The organism is Lysinibacillus sp. FSL W7-1291 (assembly GCF_038593415.1).
GTDB lineage: Bacteria > Bacillota > Bacilli > Bacillales_A > Planococcaceae > Lysinibacillus > Lysinibacillus fusiformis_D.
This window is the reverse complement of sequence record NZ_CP151994.1, coordinates 2,700,410-2,713,006: the sequence shown is the minus strand read 5'-3', so window position 1 is coordinate 2,713,006 and position 12,597 is coordinate 2,700,410. Positions and strand designations below refer to the sequence as shown.

The following is a 12,597-nucleotide window of genomic DNA, read 5'->3' as shown; positions in this document are numbered from 1 at the left end:
GGAGGAAGTCCATGCAAACAAATCGTTTTGTACTAGCTGGTACGGGTAGTGGAGTAGGCAAAACTACTTTCACCATTGGACTGATGAAAGCACTACAAAATAAAGGCAAAGTAGTGCAGGGCTTTAAATGTGGCCCTGATTATATCGATCCAACGTATCATACGGCTGTAACAGGTAGAGTATCACGCAATATTGATAGCTGGATGTTCTCCCATGAAGCAGTGCGTGATATTGTGGCACGCGCAAGTATGGATGCGGATGTGTCCATTATTGAAGGGGTGATGGGCTTCTATGATGGCAAAAGCCCTTTATCAGATGCTGGCTCTGCCGCAGATATTAGTGTAGTGACAGAGAGTCCTGTTATTTTAATTGTTAATTGTGCAAGTATGGCGCGTAGTGTAGCAGCTGTTGTAAGAGGCTTCCAATTTTTGTCAGATAAATCGAGGATCGTTGGCGTTATTGCGAACCAAGTGGGCAGTGTTGGTCATTATGAAATTGCCAAGGCGGCTATTGAACAAGAATGTGGCATTCCTGTCATCGGCTATTTAAAACGTGAACAAGGCATCGATATTCCGAGTCGTCATTTAGGGTTAGTACCCGCCATTGAAAGGGGAGAACTAGATTCATTTTTTGATAAACTAGGTGACCTTATGGCAGAAACGATTGACTTGGATCAATTACTTGACTTAACAAAAGCCCCTATCCTACATGAATCAGGTCACTTATTTGCTGAGGAGCCTTCACAAAATATTTGTATAGCGGTTGCAAGGGATGCAGCATTTAATTTTTATTATGAAGAAAACTTAGCTTTGCTACGTGCGAAAGGCGCGACATTACAATTTTTCTCTCCACTTGCCAATGAGCCTGTACCATCAGAAGCAGATGGCCTCTATATTGGTGGTGGCTTTCCTGAAGAATTCGCAGAGACATTGGCTTCACATACAGTCGTGAAAGACTCTATTCAAGACGCTATTGCCAAAGGACTGCCAACATTAGCGGAATGTGGTGGCTTTATGTATTTAACAGAGGCTATTACAAATAGTCAGGGTGAACGCTATGAAATGGTAGGTGTGATTCCAGGGGAAGTGGCCATGCAGACAAAGCTTGCAGCACTAGGCTATCGTGAAATTTTTGGCACAGCAGATAATTTCTTAATTGGTGTGGAGCAAGAAGCGAAGGGCCATGAATTCCATTATTCTAAATATAGTGGTACCCACAACACACCAGCCTACGAGACGATTGGTCGTTTTGGCAAAAAGCAAGAAGGCTATAAAAAAGGGAATTTGGTGGCTGGTTATACACATTTCCATTTTGTATCAAACCCAAAGCTAGTTGACAATTGGTTAACAGCTTGTAAGAAGGTGAAAAATGATGACTAATTATTTTCCTATTCATATCAATCTAGAATATAAAACCGTAGTGATTGTAGGTGGCGGACACGTGGCAACGCAGAAGGTAGCCTCTCTATTACCCGCAAAGGCCCATATTGTCATAGTCAGTCCAACCCTACATGATACATTACAGCCACTTGCCGATTCGGGGCAAATTACTTGGAAGCAGAAGGAATTTGAACCACGTGATTTGGATGATGCCATTCTCATTATTGCTGCAACGAATGTGACGGCTGTAAACGAAGCTGTTCAAGAGGCGGCACAGCATTGGCAATTAATCAATCGAACCGATAGACAAAGTGAAAGTGATTTTATTACACCTGCTACTGTTCGTCGTGGCCCATTGGTATTAACTGTTTCGACATCGGGAGCAAGCCCCAGTCTAGCGCGTAAGATCAAAGCAGATTTAGAAGACCAATTCGATGATGCTTATGATGACTATGTATGCTTTTTACAGCAAGCTCGATTAATGATTGCTGCTAAGTATGACAAAGGTTCGCAAAGACGGGCGGCATTACAAGCATTGCTAGAGCCAAGCATTCTGGAATGGACACGTCATGGAGAGATTGATAAACGTGAAGCCTATTTACAACAACTTTTGATGGGAGCGAAGCAATGAAGGAAGGAATAGTATATATCGTTGGTGCAGGTCCTGGGGATCCGAAGCTCATCACTGTGTATGGTCTGGAATGTATTCAAAAGGCTGATGTGATTGCCTATGACCGTCTTGTGAATCCCACATTGCTCGACTTTGCAAAAAAGGATGCAGAGCTCGTTTATTGCGGTAAACTTCCAGGCAAGCACCACCTTATTCAAGATGAAATTAATGCCTTACTTGTTGAAAAAGCACAAGAAGGTAAAGTTGTGACACGTCTGAAGGGTGGCGATCCATTTGTATTTGGACGTGGTGCTGAGGAAGCAGAAATATTAAAAAATCATGGCATAACCTATGAAATCGTTCCTGGTATTACAGCCGGCATTGCTGCAGCTGCTTATGCAGGGATTCCAGTGACACATAGAGACTTCGCGACAAGCTTTGCCCTAGTGACGGGGCATGGTCGTGAAGAAAAAGGACAGGATTTTTTGAATTGGCCAGCATTGGCTACAGGTATTGATACCGTCGCATTTTACATGAGTGTTGGAAATATTGCCTACATTGCTCGCAAATTAATTGAAAACGGACGTCAGGCAACAACGCCAGTAGCGGTCATTGAGTGGGGAACAACTGCTCAACAACGCACGATTACAGGACAGCTAGATGAGATAGCGGCCATTATTGAACGTGAAGGGTATCATAATCCTTCGATGATTGTCGTGGGAGAGGTAGTCAATGTACGTGAGAAAATTCAATGGTTTGAAGAGCAGGGATTAACATTTTCATAATCATTTCTTAGAAGAGCACAAGGAGGAAGCAACATGACCGTTATCGAAGCATTAAAAAAGCGTAGAGCCATTCGAAATTACACAACACAACCAGTAGAGAAAGAAAAAATTGAGCAAATTTTACAAGCAGCCACCTATGCTCCGAATGACCGTATGCGTGAGCCTTGGCATTTTTATGTTATTCAAGAAGAGGCAATGAAGCGTTATGAAGAAATGGCGAGTGCCTATTTACAAGAGCGTTTCCCCACAAAGCCGAACTTAGTGGAAAGCTCTTTAAAGGTTGTGCAAACAACGCCTGTGGCCATTGTTGTTACTGCAGACATTGTCGAAGGTGATACTGATGCGACAGAGGATAATGTTTTTGCCGTATGTAGTGCCATTATGTCCATGTGGCTCACTGCAGATGAGCTAGGTCTTGGTTTTGTTTGGCGTACACGTGGTGTTGGGCTCGTGCATGATTCACGTATGCATGCATTTATTGGTGCAAGTGCCTCTCAAAAAGTAGTCGGTACGATATTTATTGGCTATCCACAAGAGCAGGAGCAAAGCGACAAAAAGCGTACACCATTTGCAGAAAAGACAACATGGCTGTAAGGGGGCTACTCACATGGCAAGAAAAGGCTTGTTTTTAGTATATACAGGTGAAGGAAAGGGCAAAACAACGGCGTCTCTAGGTGTCACATTACGTGCAGTTGGCCGTGGCTTAAATGTGCGCTATATGCAGTTTATTAAATCACCTGAGCGTACGTACGGTGAGCAAATTGCCCTTCGCAAGTTAGGTGTGGAAATGGAGCAAATGGGTATCGGCTTTACATGGACAAAGACACCTGAAGAGCATCGTGCTGCCTTAGCTAAAGCATGGAAAAAAACGAAGGCCGCCCTGCAAGACGACAGTATTGATTTATTGGTGCTAGATGAACTAAACAATGCATTGGCTATCACCAAGTTTCCTATCGATGATGTCCTTCCACTAACAGAAGTCATAGAGGCGATCCAGCAACGTCCATCGACGATGCATTTGGTGGTCACAGGTCGAAGCGCGAACCCTGCCTTAACGGCAATGGCTGATTTAGTGTCAACCATCGATGCAACAAAGCATTACTATGATGAAGGCATCCCAGCGGTGAAAGGGCTAGAATTTTAAAGCCCTTCACCATTGCTGGGCGAAAAATATACGCGCGGAGTGGAGAGAAATACTCGCGCTTGCCCAAAGAATACTCGCGGAGCGAAGGGAAATACTCGCGCTTGCCCAAAGAATACTCGCGGAGCGGAGAGAAATACTCGCGCTTGCCCAAAGAATACTCGCGGAGCGAAGGGAAATACTCGCGCTTGCTCAAAGAATACTCGCGGAGCGAAGGGAAATACTCGCGCTTGTCTAAAGAATACTCGCGGAGCGGAGAGAAATACTCGTGCTTGCTCCGAGAATACTCCCGAAATGAAGGCAAACCCGCACAGCTCTAATACAATATACTGCGTTACACCAATAATGACGGAGGAAAGTGACTATGCCAGCTAAATCGATTATGATTCAAGGAACGGCTTCCGATGTTGGAAAAAGTATGATTTGTACGGCACTTTGTCGTATATTTTCGGATGATGGACTAAGTGTTGTCCCGTTTAAATCGCAAAATATGGCTCTTAATTCGTTTGTTACGAAGGATGGTGGCGAAATCGGCCGTGCACAAGGGGTGCAGGCAGAGGCAGCCCGTGTTATTGCGACGACTGATATGAATCCTATTCTGCTGAAACCGAAGCAAGATATGATGTCTGAGGTCATCGTCCATGGTAAGCATTTTTTAAATATGGATGCCAAAAGCTATCGCAATAATTTTGTGCAAGAGGCAATGCCAATCGTTGAAAAATCTGTCCGTACGCTACAAAATACATATGATGTCATTGTCCTAGAGGGGGCAGGTAGCCCAGCTGAAATTAACTTAAAGGATCGCGATATTGCTAATATGCGAATGGCACATTTAGCAGATGCAGCGGTAGTGCTTGTTGCTGATATAGATCGTGGTGGGGTCTTTGCCTCGATTGTTGGTACACTGGCGTTGCTAGATGATGAAGAGCGCGCCCGTGTTAAGGGATTAATCATCAATAAATTTAGAGGCATGCGTGAATTATTAGATGATGGTCTTGAATGGGTGGAAAGAGAAACAGGTATCCCGGTGCTTGGTGTGATTCCTTATGTCAATATCAATATTGAAGCAGAGGATTCCCTCGCATTATCGTCATTACGCTTTAAAAAGCCAAAACCAGGCGAATTTACTGTCGATGTAGCGATGATTCGTTTACCCCGTATTTCAAACTTCACTGATATTGATCCCTTTTTCGATGAGCCAGAAGTAGGTGTACGTTTAATTGGCAATGTCCATGAGCTAGGCACACCGGATTTGCTTATACTGCCAGGAACAAAAAGTACAATGGATGACTTAGCTTGGTTAAAAGCACAGGGCTTCGATCAAGCTATTACCCATTTACGTGAGCGCGGCACAAAAATTATTGGCATTTGCGGTGGTTTCCAAATGCTTGGTGAAACATTACTAGACCCTGAAGCAGTGGAGGGAAATGGTGAAGCTGCAAATGGTCTTGGGCTATTGCCAATGGAAACGATTTTTGTAGGCACTAAAAAAACGGTACAAATGACAGGAACAAGAGGGCAGGATACATTGACGGGCTATGAAATACATCTAGGACGTACGAAAATTTTACGTGATGAAGTATCACCTTTTCTACTGCTAGAGGATGGTCGAGAAGATGGCGCAGTGAGTCATGATGAGCAAGTGATTGGTACGTATTTTCATGGCGTGTTCCATAATCGCACCTTTACTCGTCAGCTTGTCAATGAAATACGAGTGAAAAAAGGGTTAATGGCTTTACCGAATGATGTAAAAAGTGATGCAGAACGAAGAGAGGACGCCTATAATATGTTAGCCGACCATGTTCGAGCAAATCTGGATATGAAAAAAATATATGAAATTTTATCTTTAGAGGTATCTATATGACAAGAAAAGGACCATTAGCCATTAATTATGAGGCATTATGGCAGGAGGGCATGAAAGACTGGCATGGAATGATGCCGGAGCGCATGGTCAATGATCAGTTAGAGGAGCAATTTTGGGCTCAATCCGTTGCACGTAAAAAAATAGGACAAACTGATCCTTATGCCCAACGCATTTTTCAGGAGCTTCAAAAAAGTATTGAGCCACAGCATTCTGTATTAGAAATTGGGCCAGGATGGGGTAATTATACGTTTCCATTGGCTGAGCGAGTGGACAAGCTAACCTGTGTGGATAGCTCTGAAAGCATGCTGCATTACTTACAACAGTGTATGCCTCATCAGGAGCATGTTTCATATGTTCATGCGAAATGGGAAAGTCTAGAAAGTGATGAAATTGAGCCACATGATATCGTTTTGGGCGTGAATTGTTTTTATCGGATGTATGAAATTAAAGCCGCCTTATCCCATATGAATCGGCTTGCGAAAAAGCGTGCTATCATTGGCATGACGACAGGTCCTATTCAGCCTCACTATGAGCGGTTATATGAAAAGTATGGCTATGAAATTAAGTTTCCTCGTAGAGATTATATAGAATTTTTAAATCTACTGTATGAGATGAATATTTATGCAGATTGTAAAATTATCCCTTTGGAACGTGTCTATGAATATGAAAGCTATGAACAGCTTGTTACAACGCAAAGTAAAAAAATTTTAACGGCAAATGTCCAGCAAGCACATGTGGAAGAAGCTCTCTCACCTTTTATTGAAGAAAAAGAGGGACGCTATTATTACCGTCATGATTTTCATGCAGCCCTTGTTTCATGGCAACCAAAATAAAAGAGAAACCTTTGGAGAAATCTGTTCACCAAGGGTTTTTCTTATTGGGTATGTTAAGGTACAATAAAACGATAGAAACAAGAAGTGAGGTGGCATATGTGCAACTACATTTTTTAGGGACAGGCGCAGGCATGCCTTCAAAAGAGCGAAATACGAGTGCATTGATGATCAAGTTATTAGATGAAGTGAGCGAAATGTGGCTATTTGACTGTGGGGAGGCTACACAACATCAAATCCTACACACATCGTTAAAGCCACGTAAAGTAACAAAAATTTTTATTACACATTTACATGGCGACCATATTTTTGGATTGCCAGGGTTTTTAAGCTCTCGTTCCTTTCAAGGAGGGGATGAGCCTTTAACGATCTTTGGTCCCCCAGGTTTACAGCAATGGATTGAACAAACATTAGCCTTATCTAAAACCCATTTAACGTATCCACTGTATTTTATAGAAGTGCAAGAAGGGATTATTTTTGAGGATACTCATTTTACAATTTATGCACAGGAATTGCGCCATGTTGTACCATGCTATGGGTATCGTATTGAACAAAAGGATTTACCTGGTGAATTATTAATCGACAAGGCACAGGCACTTGGTGTTCCTAAAGGCCCTTTGCTTGGTCAATTAAAAAATGGTTACGATGTCGTGCTTGAAAATGGGCATGTGATTCAAGCAAAAGACGTTGTTGCCCCCTCAAAAAAGGGCTTCACACTGACGATTTTGGGCGATACGAAATATTGCGAAGAGGCCATTCAATTATCAAGGGATGCTGACATCATTGTACATGAAGCGACCTTTGATGGGACACTGACTGCTTTAGCAGCCAGCTATGGTCATGCTACCAATGTGGAAGCAGCAAAAGTCGCACAGCAAGCTGGCGCAGACTACTTGCTTTTAAATCATTTAAGTGCCCGTTTTCTTCCACAGGATTTACCACAATTTTTGGCAGAAGCACAGGCAATTTTCCCCCAAACATTACTGACATCCGATCAAGCCATTTTTACTTGGCAAAATAATAAATTAATCTAAACTAATTTAAAAAACATCTATTGATTGACATGCAACTAATAGATGTTTTTTATATATAGTTCTTACTATCACTATTTTCAGTTCGACTCATGGAATGTTTGTTACTAGCCAAGGAGAAAGATATTTGCTCAGAAGGCTATACATCAAGCGGAAAATATGAAAAGCATAACTACATTGATCAACCAATTAAATACAACAGTAGAAAAACGCCAACGATTTGCAGGTAAATATAGCGTTTAAAAGGAAAAATATAGTACAATCGATCCTTCACTTCCCGTATAATTGAAAAAAGGGGTGTGGTTTAATTGAATCAACAAAAGATGCCGCCAGCACTATTGCGATTAATTGTTATTTTTCCAAATGTGCTGAGCTATTTATTACTATTCGGATTAATTATTTTTGTCATCTCGAATTATGAAACGCTAAAAGCAACAAATAATTTAACCGTTTGGATTATTTTTATTATCGTATTAGCACCTGCTGCTGCTTACACGACTTTTAGTATTGTGAAGAAAATTCGGGCAGGTCATATGTAGCTCATCCGTGTTGTTATTAGAATGTATTCTAGTAACAACATATTTTTTTTGACAAACTGGGCCCTATCATCTATATTTTTGTTAGTCATTACTAACATTTTGGAGGCGTGTACAATGAAAAAAGGCACAAAAGATAAAATTCTTGATGCAGCAACAAGTCTAATGACAGAAAGGGGCTATTCGAATGTTTCGGTAAAAGATATTGCTGCCACTGCTGGTGTTAGTGAAATGACTGTCTTCCGTCATTTTGAAACAAAACTAGGAATTCTTCATGCTGTCCTGCAAAGCCACTCATATATCCCATACTTTGAACATTTATTTGCACAAGATTTATCCGGAAACTTAGAGAATGATTTAAAGCAAATTGCTAACACATATCTAGCCTTTATGGAAAAAAATAAACCAATTTTTCTCATTACTACACAAGATAGAAGTATGCTACCAGGGTTAATGGATACAATTTCGGATAACCAAACTAAACAATTACTAAGCTTACTGGCCGTTTATTTTCAATCTCAAATTGAACAAGGAAAGATGAAGGAAATAGATACAAACGGACAAGCCATTGTTTTTTTAACGAGCCTGTTTGGTTTTTTTGTTTCCAATGCGCTATGGGACCAACATTTTCTAAAAGATCAACAAGAAATTTTTATTCAACATTTAGTTGCTACTTTTGTGAGTGGAGTCTGTGTTTAATGGTTCACTCACATAGTTTGCATATATTTTTTAAGTAAAATGTTAGTTATCACTAACTAACATACTATTTAGGGGGAAGTTTCATGAACGAAAAAAGAAATGTCATAGTAGCAATTCTACTATCTGCAGCATTTGTGTCTATTCTCAATCAAACATTATTACTCATAGCTATGCCACCAATTATGAACGATTTCAAGATTGATGCTAATTTAGCACAATGGCTCACGACAGTATATTTATTAACGAATGGTATTCTCATACCTATTACAGCTTTTCTGATTGGTCGTTTTTCCAATCGATTACTGTTAATAGTGGCTCTCACTTTATTTAGTATGGGTACATTTTTAGGCGCCTTTGCCCCAACCTTTACGGTTTTACTTATGGCTCGAGTTATTCAAGCGGCTGGAGCAGGGGTGATCATGCCCTTAATGCAAACGATTTTATTAACGATGTATCCAAAAGAAAAGCGAGGTTCCATTATGGGGCTAGCTGGCCTTGTAACAGGTTTTGCACCAGCAATAGGCCCAACATTATCAGGCTGGATTTTAGAACATTTTACATGGCGACATCTGTTTTTTACTGTCTTACCCGTTTCAGTTATTGTTTTGACTGTGGCCACGATTTTTATGAAAAATGTCACGACAAAAAAAGAAGGGCAGCTAGATGCTCTTTCTATCGTCTATTCTTCTTTAGGTTGGGGTGGCCTGTTATATGGTTTCAGCATCGCAGGAGCTGTTGGATTTCAATCAATGCCAGTACTTGCATCATTAATGGTAGGAGGAATTACGCTGTTTCTATTTATTAGACGTCAGCTTCAATTGCCTAAACCAATGCTTGAATTTCGTGTATTTCAATCCTCCATGTTCTCTATTACAACTTTTTTATCGAGTTTAGTTTATGCCCTCATGATTGGTACACAAATACTTATCACATTTTATATTCAAAATGTACGGCAGCTGTCGGCACTCGAAACAGGGCTGGTTTTATTGATAGGTGCGCTTGTAATGGGTATATTGTCGCCAGTGACAGGGAAGATTTTCGATAAAGTGGGTGGAAAAGGCTTAGCACTGGTAGGGTTCACCAGTATCTTAATTGGTTCAGGTGCTTTCATAGCATTATCAATGCATACAAAACTTTGGCTACTGGCATGTCTCTTTACGATGATTTCCTTTGGGATTTCAATGATTATGATGCCGCTGACAACCGCTGGCATGAATGCCTTACCTACCCATTTGATGGCACATGCGACAGCGATGAATAGTACATTGCGTATGGTCGGTGGTGCATTAGTAACGGCATTACTTGTAACCATCATGAGTACGGTAACTACTTTACAGCAAGAAATGGGTGTTGCTGATGCTATGCTAAATGGCATTCGCACAGCGTTTATTGTCACAACGATTTTAAGTGCTGTGGGACTACTACTGTCTTTATATATGAAGAAGAAGCCAAATGCCAAATAGCCACCATCTCCATGACGCATAAAAATAGTTTATCGAGAGAAACTAATGGAAGAAGAAGCTTCACAATTTTAGAAAAGAGAGGTGCTTTTTATGAATCCAATAAATTGTGATTTTTCACCAATGAAAGAAACATTAAAAGATGAGCTTCTCCAAGTGATTATGTCCTTACAGCAAAGTGTGCAAGAAATGGATACAGATGCAAATTGTCTCCTTGGCAATTTTGAGAAAATTAAAGAGAGATTTATGACAATTGAAATGAAAGCCGCGACGTTTTATTTAAATTGTTATCTTTCCCCGTTTACAGAAAAGTATCCGGAATTATCACATAGTGTGCAAAATATGTCGTTGAGAAGACATGGTGGTTTAATTGTCATCCAACGACAGGATTCGTTAGTGAATTTGATGCAGCCTGGTATTCATATTGGGGCAGATTTAACGCATTCCTTATTAGAATCCATTTTCTTTCCAGGTAATCCATTACATGATGGAGCGGTACTCGTCAATCAAAATCAAATTGAATCGGCAGCGAATGTACTGCCATTATCAGACCGTCAGACTGGTGAAAAAAAATTAGGAACAAGACATCGTGCAGCGTTAGGATTAAGTGAAGTAAGTGATGCACTTGTGATGGTCGTCTCAGAAGAAACAGGTAGGATTTCTTTTGCTTTTCAGGGAAATTTATACCCGATTACATCACCTGGCATCATATAGGGACTCTCCTCTGTAAAACAATATCTCAAATTCGAGATATTGTTCTTGCAATGTTATCACTTGCGTGGTAAAGTGATAACTGAAGGGAGGATGAAGTCATGAGAAATCATACATTAGGCACATTAACATGGATTCGTATGATGCGCTTTACAACGCAAAGTAACCAGTTATCGAATGAATTTTTAAAGCGTTTCGATTTAACAACGGCACAATTCGATGTGTTAATCCAAATCCAAACGTATGCACCGATCACTCAATCTCAATTAGCAGAGAAAGTAACAGTTACACAAGGTGGCATGTCTCGCATGCTTGCCCGACTTGAAAAAGAGGGACTAATCGAGCGTAAACAAAATTGGAAGACCAAAGCTATCTCATTGACGGCAAAAGGGGAGCAAATGATTGATGCAGCAACACCAAGTCAACTTCACTTCCAATCCTCATTTTTTGAAGAAGTATTATCAGATGAAGAAATAAAATCTTTATATAAAGTGATGACAAAGCTTGAAAAGCATAGCCGAGAAAAAAAATTGCCGCCCGTGTAATTTTTTTTACAACATCACTTGCTTAGTCAAGTGAAAAAGGAGGAACAGTAGGATGAATAAATTAAATGGACACCATCATATATCCATGCTAACGAAAAATGGCAAACAGAATAATCATTTTTATACAACTATTTTAGGGTTACGACGTGTGAAAAAAACAGTGAATCAAGACTCACCATCCATGTATCACTTATTTTATGGTGACTTAACTGGAGCAGCTGGTACAGAATTAACATTTTTTGAAATGCCCGTTGCAGGACGTACAGTGCGGGGCACGAATGCTATTACTCGTATTGGCTTACTTGTACCTAGCTCCGAAAGCTTACTATATTGGAAAGAACGCTTTCAACAGCTAGAGGTAGAACATAGCGATATCACTACTTATGCAGGCAAAGAGGCTTTGTTTTTTGAAGATCATGAGGGATTACGAATGGTGCTGTTAAATCATCAGGGGCATGATACGCCTGCACAATGGCAAGCATGGGATGGCAATGATATACCGGAGGAACATCGTATTTTAGGTATGGGGACTGTTGAAATCACTGTACGCTATTTACAAAGAACCGTGAATTTACTACAAGATTTATTTCACTATACAGTTGTTGCAGAAACGGACAAAGAAACGATTCTGCAATCGATAGAAGGAGAAGTGCTTGGAGAAATTGTCGTCAAAGAATTAGAAGGGCCAAGCGAGAAACCTGGTAAAGGCAGTATTCATCATCTTGCATTACGTGTAGCAACGGTCGAGGAATTACAGGAATGGGATACGAAAATTAAGGCACAGGGTTTGGATAGTACAGGTGTCGTCGATCGTTATTATTTCCAAAGTCTTTATTTCAGAGATCGCAACGGTATTTTATTTGAAATGGCGACAGAGGGTCCAGGGTTTACTGTGGATTCAGCAGTCGAAGATCTTGGAAAAGAGCTAGACCTTCCACCCTTTTTAGAAAAGAAACGTGCAGAAATTGAAGCCATTTTAGAACCACTAGAATAAGGAGAGATGAAA

14 protein-coding genes are annotated in these 12,597 nt (G+C 40.6%); all 14 read left to right on the top strand.

All coding sequences use genetic code 11. The features are described from left to right. Window positions 1-11: 11 nt before the first annotated feature. The gene (locus tag NST76_RS13130; protein ID WP_342543980.1) at window positions 12-1,379 is read left to right on the top strand and encodes a cobyrinate a,c-diamide synthase; all 1,368 of its coding nucleotides are present in this window, start codon (window positions 12-14) and stop codon (window positions 1,377-1,379) included. Next, window positions 1,372-2,010: an NAD(P)-dependent oxidoreductase gene (locus NST76_RS13125; RefSeq protein ID WP_036120061.1), complete on the top strand. Its 639-nt coding sequence runs from the start codon at window positions 1,372-1,374 to the stop codon at window positions 2,008-2,010. Before NST76_RS13130 ends, NST76_RS13125 begins: the two co-directional genes overlap by 8 nt. Continuing rightward, on the top strand, window positions 2,007-2,774 hold the full coding sequence (gene cobA / locus NST76_RS13120) for a uroporphyrinogen-III C-methyltransferase (protein ID WP_036120058.1): 768 nt from the start codon (window positions 2,007-2,009) through the stop codon (window positions 2,772-2,774). The genes NST76_RS13125 and cobA overlap by 4 nt, the downstream gene beginning before the upstream one ends. A 33-nt stretch (window positions 2,775-2,807) precedes the next feature. After that, the gene (locus tag NST76_RS13115; RefSeq protein WP_342543979.1) at window positions 2,808-3,368 is read left to right on the top strand and encodes a nitroreductase; all 561 of its coding nucleotides are present in this window, start codon (window positions 2,808-2,810) and stop codon (window positions 3,366-3,368) included. 13 nt (window positions 3,369-3,381) lie between these two features. Beyond that, complete coding sequence (locus tag NST76_RS13110) at window positions 3,382-3,918, top strand: cob(I)yrinic acid a,c-diamide adenosyltransferase (RefSeq protein ID WP_058844520.1); 537 nt, start codon at window positions 3,382-3,384, stop codon at window positions 3,916-3,918. Between the two features lie 361 nt (window positions 3,919-4,279). Beyond that, window positions 4,280-5,779, top strand: coding sequence for a cobyric acid synthase (locus NST76_RS13105; RefSeq protein WP_036120068.1), 1,500 nt, complete (start codon window positions 4,280-4,282; stop codon window positions 5,777-5,779). After that, complete coding sequence (locus NST76_RS13100) at window positions 5,776-6,612, top strand: class I SAM-dependent methyltransferase (protein ID WP_342543977.1); 837 nt, start codon at window positions 5,776-5,778, stop codon at window positions 6,610-6,612. The genes NST76_RS13105 and NST76_RS13100 overlap by 4 nt, the downstream gene beginning before the upstream one ends. Window positions 6,613-6,710: 98 nt before the next feature. Then, complete coding sequence (rnz, locus tag NST76_RS13095) at window positions 6,711-7,643, top strand: ribonuclease Z (protein ID WP_036120075.1); 933 nt, start codon at window positions 6,711-6,713, stop codon at window positions 7,641-7,643. A gap of 305 nt (window positions 7,644-7,948) precedes the next feature. After that, window positions 7,949-8,179, top strand: coding sequence for a hypothetical protein (locus tag NST76_RS13090; RefSeq protein WP_036120078.1), 231 nt, complete (start codon window positions 7,949-7,951; stop codon window positions 8,177-8,179). Window positions 8,180-8,293: 114 nt separating this feature from the next. Beyond that, window positions 8,294-8,875, top strand: coding sequence for a TetR/AcrR family transcriptional regulator (locus NST76_RS13085; protein ID WP_036120081.1), 582 nt, complete (start codon window positions 8,294-8,296; stop codon window positions 8,873-8,875). 83 nt (window positions 8,876-8,958) lie between these two features. Then, window positions 8,959-10,338, top strand: a complete 1,380-nt coding sequence (locus NST76_RS13080) for an MDR family MFS transporter (RefSeq protein WP_036120084.1) — start codon at window positions 8,959-8,961, stop codon at window positions 10,336-10,338. A 90-nt stretch (window positions 10,339-10,428) separates the two neighbouring features. Beyond that, on the top strand, window positions 10,429-11,049 hold the full coding sequence (cdaS, locus tag NST76_RS13075) for a sporulation-specific diadenylate cyclase CdaS (protein WP_036120087.1): 621 nt from the start codon (window positions 10,429-10,431) through the stop codon (window positions 11,047-11,049). A gap of 98 nt (window positions 11,050-11,147) precedes the next feature. Then, window positions 11,148-11,591, top strand: a complete 444-nt coding sequence (locus tag NST76_RS13070; RefSeq protein WP_036120090.1) for a MarR family transcriptional regulator — start codon at window positions 11,148-11,150, stop codon at window positions 11,589-11,591. 52 nt (window positions 11,592-11,643) lie between these two features. Further along, complete coding sequence (locus tag NST76_RS13065) at window positions 11,644-12,585, top strand: ring-cleaving dioxygenase (RefSeq protein ID WP_036120093.1); 942 nt, start codon at window positions 11,644-11,646, stop codon at window positions 12,583-12,585. The last annotated feature ends 12 nt before the right edge of the window (window positions 12,586-12,597 follow it).